Below are 15,437 nucleotides of genomic sequence, written 5' to 3' on the forward strand. Positions count from 1 at the left end.
AGCAGATTCATCTTCTACCGGGCTCCGTGCCTGTATTATTAACTCTCCTAAACATCACATTGGGACTTGATTCATCCTTATAGAGTGTAAGGAAAGATTGATCCACATTTACGATCTGTATAGTATCATCTTCAATTACTAATTTATTACCTGGAAGCAGCTTATAGTCTGAAATTTTATTATTCCCCTCGTCGCCACCGGGCTGGTCAGATTCATATTCCCCCTGTGGCGAAAATCTGATAGTCAGCCCCTTGTTTAAGCTATTATAGCTTTCAAGCTCAGCATCCATCTCTTTGGTTGTTTCAGATTCGGTATAAAACTTTAGAAACGCCCATTTCCCAATTAGTAATTTTGAAGAATCTTCATTTGAGCAGCATAGTAAAAAGGTGGTAGATAATACTAATAAAGTCAATAAAGTTAAGCGCATAGAGATGGTGTTAAGGAAACAAAGAATCGTCTATTGCCCCTGTGATTTTACTTTGTCTATTAATGTTGCCATAAGCTCGTCAAAAGATATTTTAAGTCCGTTGGCAGAAATGCTTAAAGGAGTTCCATACATGTTATAATTCATCTGCATCATCTTTCTTTTAAAACCACTGGTTTGTTTGTCAATATATTCCTGTGGATTTTTTACATGCAGCATTATGAGTTTTTGACGGTGCATTTCCATTACTGAAATGTCCTCCAGGTCTGACCATAAAATTTGCCCGGCCGAAACACCACTTGAATTATCTGTAACCCCTGTACCGTCTATAATTAAACCGGGTTTGTTGTCTGATAGCTTACGAAAGAACAGGAAAGCAAAAAGCCCAAATATTAATATGGAGGCAAAGCCAACAATGGCAAGTTTTGTTGGATTACCCCAATAGGGATTGGAAATGGGAGGGGGTGATATTACAAACCAAAATCCAATGCCAACGAATGCCAATGATCCTAAAAGCATTAAGAGTATTTTTTTCTTGCTTAGTTCGATCTCTATGATTTCTGCAGATGTTTCCATAAAAATTTATTAGGGTTATGTGGATTTATAAATATACATAATCGCAACATTATATTTACCTGCCGAAAGCCTTTCCTGGTGTTACGCCATAAAAATTCCTGAACTCTTTTATAAAATGTGCCTGGTCGTAATATCCAACATCAAAGAAGAGCTTGTTTTGTTTAAGACTCTGTTTTGAAGGTTTTGCCTTCAGGATATTTTGGAAGCGAATAACCTTGCTAAATGTCTTAGGCGTGTCGCCAATATAAAATTCAAAGAGCCGCCTAAGTTGGCGATAGCTAATACCTGTATTTATATCCTTTTCAATATCCAGTACGCCAGCCCTGCTAAGGATAATTTCAATAGCCTCATAAAGCCTGGGATCATTATCGAACTTTGATTTTTGAAGAACTTCTGTGAAGTAAGTATCAAGTATCTTTTTAGCTTCACCAATATTTTGTATTGCATTAAAATGACTGGCAATGAAATGGGAAGTTGCCGGTACCACCATTTGAAGTTCTTCAAAGCGATTGCTTAATTCGGAGGCATCCACTTTGAATAGTTGCGGAAACATGGTTGGTAAGAAACGAACGCCAATATAATTGAAAGAATGATGGAGCGGGAACTCAGTGAACTTCTTACAAAATCCCATTACGAAGTTGTCGGCCGGATTATTCAGTTCAAAAAATATGTCAATACAGCCATCTGCTACTACACGATAAGTGAAAGGCGATGAAAGCGGCCTGGTGCTTTTGAGCTGCCAATAGCAATAAATTACATTTTGTAGTTCAAGGGCAGGCAACATTTCTATGTAGCTAACATCTTCAGCCGATTGTTTAACGGTTGGCTGAATTGGTTTATATAGTTGCCGTATGGTGTTATTTAAATTCAACATGCTCTCCGTCAAAGTCAAACTTTTTTCCTTACCGGAATCCAGATCTCTTCTTCAGAATCAGGATCGTCATTTTTATACTTTGATCCCATCAGGGCAAAATGTGGTCTTTCATCTACAACGAAATTTGACTGGGGCATCCATGTTGAGAAAATGTATTGATAGGTTTTTGCTGCTTCACGGGCGGGACCTTTGTGTATAAAAATTGCGTATAGTCCCTCGGGAATAGTAACAACATTCATGCCTGCCGGAACCCGGTCAAAATCTGACACCTCGGTAGCTGCCCACTTTTCAAAAGCACTCGTTGGATTGAAATGCTTAAAGAAATCTGGCGGATAAATTTCAAGCGAATACAAGTCAGCGCCAACACTGTTTATTATTTCCGCTCTTCTGGGCATAAACATTTGCCATAATTCCCTGGTCTTATTATTCGCAAATGACATCTCCGTTTTAAGTCCAGCCAATTTCTTTTTAGTCAGAATTTCTAGTCTTGGTTCCATTATTATTTCCAGGTCAATATTAAATCTCTGTTACCTTATCGCCGGTTTTCGGTTGAACTTTCAATGTTTTCTTTGTTACTTTCAGATCTTTGAAATACCCAATCGTACCTATATCCACATATAGTCCGATTCCCCCTTTTTTATGTGTGCCGAGCAATTTGTCAACTATGAAAGTAGAATATTTCATGTCATTTATAAACATTTCGGCCGTTTCTCCGTTCACTTCGATCCGCATGGTGATCCACTCATTCAATGCAACAGGGGCGGAGCCTTCATATTTGAATGGGGCGATCTTTCGCAATGTATCAAATTTATAATGTGGATACGATATGTATTGCACTGCATGATTCCTGTATTGCTGGTTGTTGACTCTGCCAACTTTTGGTCTTACATAAATGCTCTCAAAAGCAGAATCGTTTTCTGCCACCCGAAAGTATAACCCAATAAATCCTGCGATTCCCGCATAAGGCGCTGGATTTTGAAGCTGGCTATACATTTTCACTTCTATGGTTCCATTTTCAAAATCATCCAGCCCGGCAAGTTTGGCATAGTGTGGCTCGTCTACTGTTTCTTCAATATTAGTGCTGTCAAAAGGGATAGCAGTGAGATCCCGTTCTATTTTTAGAACATCCTTACCCTGGAATTTGATTATTTCTCCTGTAACATTATGCAGCTCGAAAGTTTGTTTACCCAGCTTTAACTGCTGTCTGTTCAAGGCATTTTGAGCCACTGCACCAAAGGAGATGCCCAAAACGAAACAAAGGGTTGAAATCAGGAATTTGGTATTCATTATTTTAGTTTTTAATAAATTATACCACAAAGATGCGTTGGCATACAGGCTCCGTCCAATGAACTGTATTAAGAAAAACCATTGATCTAGGTTAAGGTTTTTACGTGTGAGTATTCTTCAACGTTAATTCTTTACAATTCGAAAGTAGGTATAACAGGGATGTTGGTTTTCAAGTAAGCTATTAATTCACAATTTGAAAGTAGTTGTAGAAGGTATGTTGTTTTTTAAGTTCGATATTAATTTACAATTCGAAAGTAGATGTTGAAGGGAAATTGTTTCTTGAGATCGATATTAATTTACAATTCGATAGTAGGTGTAGGGGGATGTTGAAATTTATCGGCGTGAGCTACTTTCGATTTGTAAGAAATCAATACACTGAGTTATAGGTAGCAGTTGTTCTGTACTTTCGATTTGTAAGAAATCAATACACTGAGTTATAGGTAGCAGTTGTTCTGTACTTGCGATTTGTAATAAATCAATAGAATGGTGTATAGTAACTAGTGTAACTGTACATTCCATTTGCAAGAAATCCATACAATTTGTTTAAGGTTTTTATATTGGCGGTAGTTTCTATTGTACAGTATCGCAACTGAGCACTAGTTGTCAACTTCACCGGCTTTGCAGTAAAAGCAAATAAAAAATCTACTAACTTTATTTATCAATATATGCTCATGCACCAACTACACAGTTATCTTAATGCATATGCTTCAAATCCAGTTACAGACGAAGACTTTGAAATAATTAAAAGCCATTTCACCAACAAGACCCTACGAAAAAGACAATATTTTTTAGAAGAGGGGGAAATATGTAAACATTTTGCTTATATCATTAAAGGCGCTATGCGAAAGTATCATGTAGACGACCAGGGAAAAGAACATGTAGTAGACCTTTATATTGAGAATTGGTGGGCAGGTGACCTTGAGAGCTTTGTTATGCTAAAACCTAGTATCTATTACGTAGATGCCTGCGAAGATTGTGAATTGATGCTCATTACAAATGAAAGCAAAATAAAATTGTGTAGTCAATTACCTTCTTTTAATCAATTCTTATTAAAGCTTGATGAGAGAAATCATATTGCTACACAAAGAAGAATAACTTCTACAATCAGCTCTTCTGCCAAAGTTCGTTATGACGATTTTGCAAGTTGTTATCCTGAATTTTTACAACGCTTTCCTCAACATATCATCGCCTCCTACCTGGGCATTACAAAAGAAACCCTTAGCCGTGTGCGTAGCCAGGTTTCTTAAAACATAAACCACTGTATACTTTTTAGACTGTTGACATTTGTCAACATTTTATTTTACCATATATCATCGTTTTAAGCTTATCATTCTATGCAAATTTGTGCTATCAAGCATTTAAATTTTAAAACGATGTCAAAGAATCCCACCATAGGTCTTGCTGGCCTTCTTCGTCCTGAAGATAGTATAGTTGTACTGATCGATCACCAACCTTATCAGTTCACAAATCTGAACAGCCATGAACCAACAATGATTATTAATAATGTTGTCGGTCTTGCAAAAACAGCAAAAGTATTTAAGGTGCCAACTATTCTTACCACCGTCATTGAAGAGCGGGGTGGTTACATCATCAAAGGATTACAGGATGTATTCCCTGAACAAAAACCCATAAACCGTACGTTCATCAACACCTGGGAAGATCCGAAGGTGACTAATATCGTAAATGAAAGCGGTCGTAAGCAACTTATACTTGCCGGACTATTCACTGAGATCTGTGTGGTTATGCCAGCAATTCAGGCACTGGAAGAAGGGTATGAAGTATTCGTTGTGACCGATGCCTGTGGCGGTGTAAGTTCAGAAGCTCATGACATGGCAGTACGCCGTTTGGTTCAAGCAGGTGTTGTTCCGATTAACTGGATGGCTGTAGCAGGTGAATGGCAGCGCGACTGGGCCCGTACCGATACGGCAGCTGGTATGGCTAGCGTCATTTTGGAGCACGGTGGAGCTAGTGGTATTTCTTTAGCCTGGGAATTACAGCTTCTTGCAACTCCTCCTGAAGCACATTAAGGATAGATCTAAAATTATAATCATGAATAATAATTTGGCTTCTCTTATGGAAGAGAATCTATCCCGGGTATGGAGTGAAAGGAACGCTTCCCTTAGATTTAATTCAATACAAACCATTTATACTGCGGATAGTAGTTTATATCATACCGGGCATCAAATATCAGGGCATGAGGCTATCAACGAAAGCGTCAATAACCTACTTGCGGATATGCCTGCCGCTTTTACATTTTTTAAACTTAAACCAGTTGTTATCAATAATATTATTGGACGACTAATCTGGGGGATGGGACCCAATATAGATTCGCTTGTTGGCAAGGGAATGGATATAGCTGTGTTTGAAGAGGGGAAAATAAAATCATTATACGTATTCCTTGATTAGACATAAGAACATGAAGAAAAAAACCAGTTTTTCAACAAAAGGCCATAGAGCCGATATCGGCGACTTAACAATCTATAGAATACTAGCAAACAGATATGCAGATGCCGTTGGCCCATTTGTATTTCTGGACCATTTAGTTCCACAAATTCCCTCATCCTCCATGATGAAAGGAACTGGTGCTCACCCCCATCGTGGAATAGCTACATTAAGTTATATTTTAGAAGGCGAAGATGAGCATTTCGATAGCGCAGGAAATTATGCGAAAGTTTATTCCGGAGGTATTCAATGGATGAAAGCCGGAAATGGAATTATTCATGATGAGACGCTGAATGCAGACTCACGCACAGGAAATAACTATATCCATGGTTTTCAATTTTGGATTAATCTTCCTTCTAAGAATAAAGCTGAAAAGCCGGAATACTTAGCGATCCAAAATAATGAAGTTCCAAAGAAAAAATTATCTGATGATGGTGGTTTTATAAAAGTGATAGTGGGTAATTACGAAGATTTGAATGCTATAATTCCAAATTATTCTAAGCAGTTTTTATATCATATTCAACTTCAGCCGGGCAAAAACATCAGCTTTTTTATTGAGGAAAAAATAGAGGTTGCCGCATTCCTGCCAGCTAAAAATGCGACGCTTAACGATGTTGAATTCCATGGAGGAGAGTTTGTAGAATTTGACAGAAATGCTGGTGAGATAGTTATTGAAAACAAACTGCAGGAAACTACCGACATCATTCTGTTTGGAGGAGAACCTTATACAGAGTCTATTGTGGCCGAAGGCCCTTTCGTGATGAACAGTTCTGCTGAAATAGCAGAAGCCTACCGCGACTTTCATGCCGGTAAATACGGCAAAATCGATTATGATAAAAGTGAATAAACAAATTAAAAATATTGAAATGGACAAGAAGATTGTATTGATTACAGGAACCAATAGTGGTTTTGGATGGCTTACCGCCCATAGTGTAGCCGCATCAGGACATAAAGTTTATGCTACTATGCGGCACACTAATGGGAAGAATGCCGATAAAGCAGAAGCCTTATCCCAGGTAAAGAATATAACTGTTTTAGATGTTTCGTTAACTGATGAAACAAGCGTCAAAAATGCTTTTGATACCATTATAGCAAAGGAGGGAACGATAGATGTATTGGTAAACAATGCAGGTGGAGCGATGTTTGGTGTTGCTGAAAGTTCTACAACGGAAGATGTGCAGCGGATGCTTGATATCAATATGATCGCCCCCTGGAGATTGATGAAATTGGCAATACCCTATATGCGTAAACAATCAGAAGGTTTGATCATAAATATCTCGAGTGGCTGGGGTAGATTTTCCGCTCCTTTTGCTGTTGTATATGCCGCTTCAAAATTCGGTCTGGAAGGTTTGAGCGAAGGTTTACACTATGAACTACGGCCGTTGGGCGTTGATGTAACCATTATTCAACCCGGTGCCTTTCCTACTGAAATGTCTCAGAAGATCCAGTTTGGATCCGACACATCAGTTGTTGATGAATATAAAGCGATAGCAGATGTTCCTGGTAAAATGGGTACTGCCCGTGATCAAATGTTTGAAACTGCAAATCCTGATCCACAGGATGTTGCAGATGCCGTGGTGAAGCTGATCAATATGCCTAAAGGACAAAGGCCACTAAGAACAGTTGTTGACCCAACTACAGGAGAGTTTATCAAAAGGGCTAATGAGGCTGTAAACGTTGAGTATGGAAATATTTTAACAGCATTTGGGATGAAAGGCTTGTTAAACTAAATCGGCATTTAGATCGTCACAAAACATTTAAAGTAATATGAAAATGAGCAATAAAGAAATTGTGTTGAAGGCAATGAATGAGTTGTTTCACGAAAAAGACAGCAGGGCCATAGAACGATATTGGCATGAATCTTATGTGCAGCACAATCCATCGATGATAAATGGCCACGAGGGACTTAGAAATCTTCTGCCCATGTTAGATTCAAACTTTAAGTGGCAGCCAGGTATCATAGTTGAGGAAAACAATATTGTGATTACACATAGTCTCGTACATGGATGGGGCCCGGTGCAAGTTATTGTTGTGGATATTTTCCGCATTGAAGATGGAAAAATTGCAGAGCATTGGGATGTTGTACAGGAAGAAACCCCGGCTTTGAAATCTGCGAGTGGAAATGTTATGACATCTTTCAATGTATTAACCAATGAAAAGTAAATTAACAGGCAATAGGTACAAAATGGATGTGGGTGTTCTGAAAACAGAACTCTATTTCGAATCAGATGAAGCTATGGTTTTTACTGTTTTAGAAGGAGGGGAGTTAACAAAAAATGGCTATTCCGAAAGAGTGGAAACAGTAATAGCTGAAATACGTCCACAGGTGTATATGGTAGCATGGAAAGAAATTTCAGGTGCTACGGTAACGCATGTTGAAGACCATGAAAATGGAATTATTTATAGTAATGCCACATTGCCCGATGGTAGTTTTTATACGCTGAAGGGGTCCATACAACAAATTTAAAAAGAAATATAATTATGGAAATACTATTAAAAGAAGAAAGCAGCAAAGGCTTTGCGATGGCAAGATATAATAATGAACGCGCAGGGATGATGACCTATTCCATAGCATCAGCAGAATTGATCATCATAGATCATACAGAAGTTGAGCCGGCTTACAATGGTAAAGGCGTGGGCAAACAGATGCTCTATAAAATTGTAGAAATGGCAAGAGAGAAAAATATCAAAATCATCCCTTTGTGCCCGTTTGCAGCATCTGTGTTCAGGAAAGCAGTTGATATTAAAGACGTATTGAAAAATTAATCATGGCAATGGAAACGATCAAATATTATCAGAAAGACAATTTGACAATAATCTGGGAGCCGAAAAAATGCATCCATTCAGGCGTATGTGTAAGAACGTTACCAAAGGTTTACGATCCAAAAGGAACGCCTTGGATTAATACAGATAATGCTTCGGTAGTGGCCTTAAAGCGTCAGATTGATGCTTGCCCATCCGGAGCATTAAGTTATATCGTTCCATAGCTAATTCCGTTTACGCAGGCTTTGCTGGAAAATCAAAAGTGTATTCCTAACCAATTATCAGAATAGTATGAAACAGATCAGCATATCGGTAACAACAATTTTATTCTTTTTATTCAATTTAAATTCAAACATCATGGCACAAGCAATCGCCGGTGAAAAAGATCCGAATATCTCAAAACATACCCGTGAATTTTTGAAAGCACTAAACAGTGGAGATGGTCCGCCCTTGGAAAAATTATCACCCAGGGATGCCCGTCAGGTTCTGGTGAATGCACAAAATTCAGTATCCTATGACTACAGTGATATTGAAGAGTCAGAACGAACCATTACCCAGGATGGCCATACAATCACCATTCATGTTGTGAAACCCAAAGGAGCCAAAGACAATCTTCCCGTATTCATGTTTTTCCATGGTGGTGGTTGGGTACTCGGTGATTACCCAACGCATAAACGTTTAGTAAGGGATTTAGTGGTGAAAAGCGGAGCGGTAGCCGTGTTCCCCGATTATACTCCTACACCCGATGCTCAATTTCCAGTAGCTATCAACCAGGCTTATGCGGCTACTAAATGGGTTGCAGAAAATGGAAAGGTTATAGGCGTTGATGGTTCCCGGTTGGCGGTTGCAGGTAACAGTGTGGGAGGAAATATGTCCACCGTAGTTGCCTTAATGGCCAAAGAGAAAAAGGGACCTAAGCTGGCCTTTCAACTTCTGCTCTGGCCGCTTATTGATGCAGACATGAGCCGTCCTTCTTATACGAAATTTGCACAGGGCAGATTCTTGACCACGTCCACAATGAAATGGATGTGGGATATGTATATTCCTAATCCTGAAGACCGCAAACAAAAATACGTTTCTCCAATTAATGCTACTCTGGAAGAATTAAAGGGATTGCCACCCGCATTAATTCAGGTTGCCGAAAATGACATCTTGTATGATGAAGGAATTGCCTATGGCCGCAAACTGGATGAAGCAGGTGTAGCCACCACTGTTACAGTATATACAGGAATGATTCACGACTATGGAATGTTGAATCCCTTATCACATATTCCGGGTGTGCAGGAAGCATTAAGTCAGGCTTCAGCTTTATTGCGCGAAGCTTTGTTCCGGAACCCTTAAATATATTTTTATGATGGCAGCAGTATTATATGAATTCGGGTCGTATGACAGTTTCAATAGAGGTTGAGCATTAAATGCTTTCTTAAGACTGGTAGATGAACCTAAAGAGTATTTGACAGAGTAGCAAACATTAATTGAAAATGAAAGTAAAATGCAACAAATTAAATACAGGTCATTAGATGTAAATGGAGTGAACATCGCATATCGTGAAGCTGGAAACATCAAAAAGCCAACAATAGTATTGCTGCATGGTTACCCTTCATCTTCCCATCAGTACAGAAAACTATTGAATCAACTTTCAGATGAATTCCATCTGATAGCGCCTGATTACCCGGGATTCGGAAACAGTGACTTTCCATCCCCCGAAGAATACGAATACACATTTGATAATATTGCGGCAACTAGGAATGCATTTTTAGAGTTAAAATGCATTACTTCTTATGCTATAATGATGCAGGATTATGGTGCCCCTATTGGATTCAGAATCGCAACCATGCATCCGGAAAGGGTAACCGCAATAATCAATCAAAATGGCAATGCTTATGAGGAAGGGCTTGGAAAAGGATGGGCACCTATTAAAGCATTATGGGCCAATAGAAATGAAAGTACTGAAAAGGCCTTATTACCTGCCTTTACATTAGAAGGTTTAAAATGGCAATATACCCACGGAACCAGAAACCCTGAAAATGTAAATCCTGATTCCTGGCATTTGGATTACCTCAGAATGAGCCGTCCTGATGCCCATAAGGTAAATATAGATCTGTGGTATGATTACCGGAATAATGTAAAATTATACCCCCAATGGCAACAATACCTGAGAAAACATCAACCCCCCATGTTAATTGTATGGGGTAAGAATGATGAATACTTTCCCGAAACTGGTGCAGAAGCTTTTAAGAAAGATCTCGATAATATCGACTATAATATATACGATACCGGGCATTTTGCTTTAGAAGAAGAAGGGGATGAGATCATTGAAAAGATCAGGGCTTTTATGGCAAATGTTTATAAGGCAAACTAGTTGTAATGGAAATCAAAACACAAATCACCATCAATGCCACGCCTGATAAAGTTTGGGCAGTGTTAACAGATTTTGAAAACTATACCAATTGGAATCCATTTATTAAAAGCATCACTGGGAAACCTATAGTTGGTAGTCAAATTGCAGTAAGCATTGTACCGCCACAAGGTAAGAGCATGACATTCAGTCCAACTGTGTTAGTGTTTGAGCGAAACAGAGAGTTTCGCTGGATAGGCAGATTATTATTTAAAGGTGTATTTGACGGAGAGCATAAGTTTGAACTCATTGATAACGGAAACGGGATAACTCTCTTTAATCATAGTGAAACGTTTAAAGGGATCCTGGTAGGCTTATTCAAAAAACAACTTGAAACCAATACCAGGAAAGGCTTTGAACTGATGAATGAAAGCTTAAAGAAAATTGTGGAAAGCAGTAATAGATAGCAATTACTGAAATGAGATAATCATCTTCTTATCCATTTAATAAATGTGATGTATTCATAAAATAAAAAGTCGAGAATATGGAAAAACGTGTAATTAACCCCTGGACCTGGCAAAAAGAACGTAGTTACAACCAGGCGGTAGAAGTAAAGAATGTAACAGGAACCCTCTATGTTTCCGGGCAAACCGCCATCAATGATAAAGGCGAATCAAGTACCGCTGATATGAAAACTCAACTGGAGTTGGCGATTGAGAATCTGGAGAAAGTAGTTACTGAAGCGGGTTATGATTGCAAAAATATTGTACGCCTTAATATTTACACCACATCCACCAAAGATCTTTGGCCGCATTTTAGCATACTCCAAAATTGGGTGGAAAAACACGGAATGGAACAGGCTTTGACGTTATTGGAGGTTGTAAGTCTTTTTGAAACCTTAACTGTTGAGCTCGAGGCAACTGTTGTAAAGTAGTTGATAAAAAGCTCATGATCTTGTAATGAGGGGTGGGCTGACCAATAGAAGCGAATGAATAGTCATCAGTGAAAATTACGTAAGTATTTTATTGAACCCGCTTGTATATGAAATCAGCCTTCTTCATCCATTCCCCATTATTTACGGCTGCTTCTTCTACAAAATGAAGATTTTTGTCAATTGGAGTAATCGTAATTCTCCATTTTGTGGTTTTTTCTGGAATTATTCGCTGACCTTCAAAAATGAAATGATCTGTTTCCCACCTTCCTCTTAGCGTTCTTGAATTGCCGGAAGTGTAAAGCCCATAATAAATATATGTTTTCTCGAGCGGGGAATAGGACAGATAACTTACAGAACTATCAACACCTTCTTTCTCTTTCGAAGCAGATATGCATTGAATATGGTTTCCTTGTATCCTGTCACAAATTTCCAGGTAAGTGGCTTCACTTCCTTCAACCGTCCAGTGACCCTGGAAAACGCTAAGTCTTTGTTGCTCTGGGAGCACCGTTTTTTCCTGGGCCTGCACTCCCATCCAAAAGAATAAAATATATGATAAAGTGAAAAACAGGTTCATTTTATAAACATTTAAGGGATGAATTACTGGTAACGAGTCGGGCTATATGCAGGTTGGGAATTAGTATTCCGTCTGCCGATAACCGCCGATGATTGAAAATATGTTGATGAAGTTATGTACAAAAGCTGATAGTTATTCGTCTGCTGGAACTGAAGCTGGGATTTGCAATTGGTTGATGTTACAATGTCAAGCCCAACTTGCACAAAACCCAATGTTAGCTGTGGTTTTTCTCGATTGCTGATGGGTTCACCCCAAATTTTGATTTAAACGTTCTTGAAAAATGAGAGAAGTTTACAAAGCCAACGTCAAAGTAAACGTCTGTCGGCTTTTGGTGTTTTTTAGAAATTAAAAAGTGTGCTAAGTCAAGCCGTTTTTTAATCAGCCATTTGTTAGGTGTCTCGTTAAATATGGCTTGAAAATCTCTTTTAAAAGTTGAAATACTACGTCCTGTCAACGTTGCAAATTTTTCTAATGGAATGTTGTGCATATAGTTCTTGTTCATATATGCTTCTAAATCAATTTTGAAGTCTGTGTCAAAATTGAAAAGTATGTTTTGCATTGAAGTCTTTTTAAGCAATAGTTCTATCACTTCAATGGTTTTGATTGTCGCTAAATTGTTGGTTAGAGCATCTGGATTTTCAAAGTAAGGAATCAAAGAGTCAAAATAACCTTTTAGAAAAGAATCATGAGGAAACACAAAACTTGGCTTTCCTGTGTAGTTTCCCCTCGGAATAATATTATGCTCTTTAGAATAATTGTATAAGATTTCTTTTGGTAGTAAAATGCTAATGCTCATAAAGGGCTTATTATCCTGAGGTATTTTTTGGATTTTTAAAAGCTGATTTTTGGAAATAAAAGCCATTTCACTTTTATTAAATGTTATTTCTACAAGACCGTCATTGATTATCAACTTACCGTTTAAAATAAATGACAAGGCATGGTCTTCAACAAAAGGTTCAAAATCTTTTCTTGCCTCACCCGTGCAGGAGAATAAAATATTATCTTTTGTTCTGTCTTTAATCATTTTATTGATTTTGCTGAGTGTAATTGATTATTTGTTTGTAGTAAATAGCTGAACGTTCTTTTGAAAAATAATCAATTACCATAAATGCGAAACCGAATACAGTTAATGCAATAGCAATGGCATGTAAATGATGATTTTTCATAAAGCCTAAAAAAACTACTGCTATAACAAAACAAACAGCACTAATGCTAAGAGAAAGAGGATAGAGATATTGAAAATCTTCCACTCTTTTTTTTTCAGCTGTCACAAACTCACCAATATTTTCTTTGCTGGCTTGTACAACCGTTGCCATTGTCTTTTGATTTGAATAACCCATTGAGCCGCCAATGGCAATAAATATTAGTCCAACAATCAGCATAGGAATAAATAATGATTTTGAATTGAGTGTACTTCCAAAATATCGGAACAAGGAAGCAACAAGGATTGTCGCCACTCCAAAAGCAAGAATAAATTTCGCTTCAAAAATTTCTCCTTTATACCAGTTTAAAGTGTGTTCTATCATTTTATTCACAGTTATTGAATTATAAATTTAAAAAAGTCTGCCTAAATAATAGGGCAGACATTTAAATGGCTTTTGCTTATTTATTTTGCGTTGTAACCACCATCAATACTCAATACAGTTCCTGTCATAAATTGATTCTCATCGGAAGCTAAAAAATAAATTCCCTTTGCAATATCTTCAACTTCTCCCAAACGTTTCATTGGATGCAACGCTTCAATGCCTGAAACATCGTAAGTGCCCGAAGCGATAGCATTTTTCAAAATGTCGGTTTTGATAGCCCCTGGTGCAACTGCATTTACACGAATGCCTTGTGTCGCATAATCAAGTGCTGCACCTTTTGTCAAACCGACAACCGCATGTTTGGAAGCATTGTATTGTGCAGTACTTACCAACCCATTCAAACCTGCGATTGATGCAAGATTTACAATTGTTCCGCCTCCCGTTTTCAACATTGCCTTTATAGCATGTTTCATACCGTAATAAACTCCCATTACATTAGTTTCCAGCATTTGTTTTAACTCGTCAGATTCTGTGTCTGCCAATAAAGCGTTGCCTAAAGAAATTCCTGAATTGTTTACAATAGAATCAAGTTTGCCGAATTTTTCAACTGTTTTTTCAATTACAGTTTTTACTTGTTCTTCATTAGTTACGTCCAAAGAGAAAAATGTTACCGAAGCTCCATTTTTTTCAAAGTCTTTTAGTACTTCTGCTTCTTTGTTTGCATTTCTGCTTGTTACAATAACGTTGTATCCATTTTTAGCAAATAGTATTGCTGTTGCTTTACCGATACCGGTTGTTCCGCCTGTAATAATTACTGTCTTTTTCATATTCTGTTTTTTTAATTGTACAGGGCAAAGGTAAAAAGAGAGTAAGTCGGGGATTTTTCTGTAAGGTTCAAATTACTGTCCTGTGAGGTCGTGTAGGGTATGCTAAAATCACAGCTAACGTTAAAGTATTGGCGAAGGCGGGCGCATTTGATTTTTTTCATCCACCTGGATGTTGGCAGCCCGCTTTTGCCAATACCATGTTGTAGGCAGTATTATTATTTATATGTATTAGACCCATTAAAGTTTCTATTATAGATGTTTCTTAAAAAGAACACCCTCTTTTCGATCATCTCGAAATAATAGCTCCAACAATAAAGTCTAGAATTATGGTTTCCAAAGTCGTTCAAATCAAAAATGAATTCCTTCTCTTTAATAAAAAAATCAAGCCATTTTCTTTGCGAGTCAATTAGTTTTCTTTTCATTTCTGGCGTTAATACCGAAAGTGACTTTTGATAGTACTTGTTAAGAAAATTGTCATACGCGTCCATATACTTTGAACCTTTCCAGTTCATACCCATTGTTGTCGTTGCCATTGAATATGATCCATCATATTCGGATAAAAACTCATTAATCCTAATCGTGTCTTTCGCAAATTCAATTTCATCTAGTCTCTGTTCATCTGTCAAGGTTTCAAAATTGCTTTTATTGTCAATTTTAAATTTTTCAAGTTTTTGCTTGATTATAGGTTCAATTCTCTTATTTATTTTCTGCTCAACTTCTGGTTTAAGTACTAAATAATTCAGTTTATCAACTTCAAAAATATCAGTAGTGTCAATTATTTGAGCCACACTTAATTGACAAATAAAGATGGATAGGATTAGTAAGGTTGGTTTCATCGGGCTGTTAATATTGCCTACAACGTTTGTATTAAT

Annotated in this window: 23 protein-coding genes; 13 read left to right on the forward strand and 10 right to left on the reverse strand. The window is 37.7% G+C overall.

Annotated features, from left to right (window positions below):
* Positions 1-7: 7 nt before the first annotated feature.
* From V6M43_RS15415 to V6M43_RS15435, 5 genes are read right to left on the reverse strand one after another with little or no spacing between them, the layout of a single operon-like run.
* Positions 8-427: a hypothetical protein gene (locus tag V6M43_RS15415; RefSeq protein WP_332736786.1), complete on the reverse strand. Its 420-nt coding sequence runs from the start codon at positions 425-427 to the stop codon at positions 8-10.
* Between the two features lie 30 nt (positions 428-457).
* A complete protein-coding gene (locus tag V6M43_RS15420) occupies positions 458-1,000 on the reverse strand; it encodes an STM3941 family protein (RefSeq protein WP_332736788.1) in 543 nt (180 codons plus the stop codon).
* Between the two features lie 55 nt (positions 1,001-1,055).
* On the reverse strand, positions 1,056-1,874 hold the full coding sequence (locus V6M43_RS15425) for an AraC family transcriptional regulator (protein WP_332736790.1): 819 nt from the start codon (positions 1,872-1,874) through the stop codon (positions 1,056-1,058).
* A 14-nt stretch (positions 1,875-1,888) separates the two neighbouring features.
* Entirely contained in the window at positions 1,889-2,371 is a 483-nt protein-coding gene (locus V6M43_RS15430; RefSeq protein WP_332736792.1) for a GyrI-like domain-containing protein, read from the reverse strand.
* Positions 2,372-2,390: 19 nt separating this feature from the next.
* On the reverse strand, positions 2,391-3,161 hold the full coding sequence (locus V6M43_RS15435; RefSeq protein ID WP_332736794.1) for a family 16 glycoside hydrolase: 771 nt from the start codon (positions 3,159-3,161) through the stop codon (positions 2,391-2,393).
* A gap of 671 nt (positions 3,162-3,832) precedes the next feature.
* On the opposite strand from V6M43_RS15435, the gene V6M43_RS15440 reads away from it, so the two are divergent.
* From V6M43_RS15440 to V6M43_RS15500, 13 genes are all read left to right on the forward strand, one after another.
* The gene (locus V6M43_RS15440) at positions 3,833-4,408 is read left to right on the forward strand and encodes a Crp/Fnr family transcriptional regulator (protein ID WP_332736796.1); all 576 of its coding nucleotides are present in this window, start codon (positions 3,833-3,835) and stop codon (positions 4,406-4,408) included.
* Between the two features lie 126 nt (positions 4,409-4,534).
* Positions 4,535-5,188, forward strand: a complete 654-nt coding sequence (locus tag V6M43_RS15445) for a hydrolase (protein WP_332736798.1) — start codon at positions 4,535-4,537, stop codon at positions 5,186-5,188.
* Positions 5,189-5,210: 22 nt separating this feature from the next.
* Complete coding sequence (locus V6M43_RS15450; RefSeq protein ID WP_332736800.1) at positions 5,211-5,567, forward strand: hypothetical protein; 357 nt, start codon at positions 5,211-5,213, stop codon at positions 5,565-5,567.
* Positions 5,568-5,577: 10 nt separating this feature from the next.
* A complete protein-coding gene (locus V6M43_RS15455; protein WP_332736802.1) occupies positions 5,578-6,450 on the forward strand; it encodes a pirin family protein in 873 nt (290 codons plus the stop codon).
* A gap of 19 nt (positions 6,451-6,469) precedes the next feature.
* Positions 6,470-7,333, forward strand: coding sequence for an SDR family oxidoreductase (locus tag V6M43_RS15460; protein ID WP_332736804.1), 864 nt, complete (start codon positions 6,470-6,472; stop codon positions 7,331-7,333).
* Positions 7,334-7,376: 43 nt separating this feature from the next.
* Positions 7,377-7,766: a nuclear transport factor 2 family protein gene (locus tag V6M43_RS15465; protein ID WP_332736806.1), complete on the forward strand. Its 390-nt coding sequence runs from the start codon at positions 7,377-7,379 to the stop codon at positions 7,764-7,766.
* The gene (locus tag V6M43_RS15470) at positions 7,756-8,070 is read left to right on the forward strand and encodes a MoaF-related domain-containing protein (protein ID WP_332736808.1); all 315 of its coding nucleotides are present in this window, start codon (positions 7,756-7,758) and stop codon (positions 8,068-8,070) included. The genes V6M43_RS15465 and V6M43_RS15470 overlap by 11 nt, the downstream gene beginning before the upstream one ends.
* Before the next feature lie 14 nt (positions 8,071-8,084).
* The gene (locus V6M43_RS15475) at positions 8,085-8,369 is read left to right on the forward strand and encodes a GNAT family N-acetyltransferase (RefSeq protein ID WP_332736809.1); all 285 of its coding nucleotides are present in this window, start codon (positions 8,085-8,087) and stop codon (positions 8,367-8,369) included.
* A gap of 8 nt (positions 8,370-8,377) precedes the next feature.
* Positions 8,378-8,590, forward strand: coding sequence for a (4Fe-4S)-binding protein (locus V6M43_RS15480; RefSeq protein ID WP_332736811.1), 213 nt, complete (start codon positions 8,378-8,380; stop codon positions 8,588-8,590).
* Between the two features lie 133 nt (positions 8,591-8,723).
* The gene (locus V6M43_RS15485; protein WP_332736813.1) at positions 8,724-9,707 is read left to right on the forward strand and encodes an alpha/beta hydrolase; all 984 of its coding nucleotides are present in this window, start codon (positions 8,724-8,726) and stop codon (positions 9,705-9,707) included.
* Between the two features lie 151 nt (positions 9,708-9,858).
* A complete protein-coding gene (locus V6M43_RS15490; protein WP_332736815.1) occupies positions 9,859-10,728 on the forward strand; it encodes an alpha/beta fold hydrolase in 870 nt (289 codons plus the stop codon).
* A 5-nt stretch (positions 10,729-10,733) separates the two neighbouring features.
* The gene (locus V6M43_RS15495; protein WP_332736818.1) at positions 10,734-11,171 is read left to right on the forward strand and encodes an SRPBCC domain-containing protein; all 438 of its coding nucleotides are present in this window, start codon (positions 10,734-10,736) and stop codon (positions 11,169-11,171) included.
* Positions 11,172-11,248: 77 nt separating this feature from the next.
* Complete coding sequence (locus V6M43_RS15500; RefSeq protein ID WP_332736820.1) at positions 11,249-11,638, forward strand: RidA family protein; 390 nt, start codon at positions 11,249-11,251, stop codon at positions 11,636-11,638.
* A gap of 88 nt (positions 11,639-11,726) precedes the next feature.
* On the opposite strand, the gene V6M43_RS15505 is transcribed toward V6M43_RS15500, so the two are convergent.
* From V6M43_RS15505 to V6M43_RS15525, 5 genes are all read right to left on the reverse strand, one after another.
* The gene (locus tag V6M43_RS15505) at positions 11,727-12,212 is read right to left on the reverse strand and encodes a hypothetical protein (RefSeq protein WP_332736822.1); all 486 of its coding nucleotides are present in this window, start codon (positions 12,210-12,212) and stop codon (positions 11,727-11,729) included.
* A gap of 214 nt (positions 12,213-12,426) precedes the next feature.
* A complete protein-coding gene (locus tag V6M43_RS15510) occupies positions 12,427-13,236 on the reverse strand; it encodes a helix-turn-helix domain-containing protein (protein ID WP_332736824.1) in 810 nt (269 codons plus the stop codon).
* Between the two features lies 1 nt (position 13,237).
* Entirely contained in the window at positions 13,238-13,747 is a 510-nt protein-coding gene (locus tag V6M43_RS15515) for a hypothetical protein (protein ID WP_332736826.1), read from the reverse strand.
* Between the two features lie 71 nt (positions 13,748-13,818).
* Positions 13,819-14,565, reverse strand: coding sequence for an SDR family NAD(P)-dependent oxidoreductase (locus V6M43_RS15520; RefSeq protein WP_332736828.1), 747 nt, complete (start codon positions 14,563-14,565; stop codon positions 13,819-13,821).
* A gap of 215 nt (positions 14,566-14,780) precedes the next feature.
* Positions 14,781-15,401 carry a lysozyme inhibitor LprI family protein gene (locus tag V6M43_RS15525; protein WP_332736830.1) on the reverse strand — a complete coding sequence of 207 codons (621 nt, stop codon included), beginning with the start codon at positions 15,399-15,401 and terminating at the stop codon, positions 14,781-14,783.
* Positions 15,402-15,437 lie beyond the last annotated feature (36 nt).

The organism is Flavihumibacter sp. (genome assembly GCF_036676075.1).
Classification (GTDB): domain Bacteria; phylum Bacteroidota; class Bacteroidia; order Chitinophagales; family Chitinophagaceae; genus Flavihumibacter.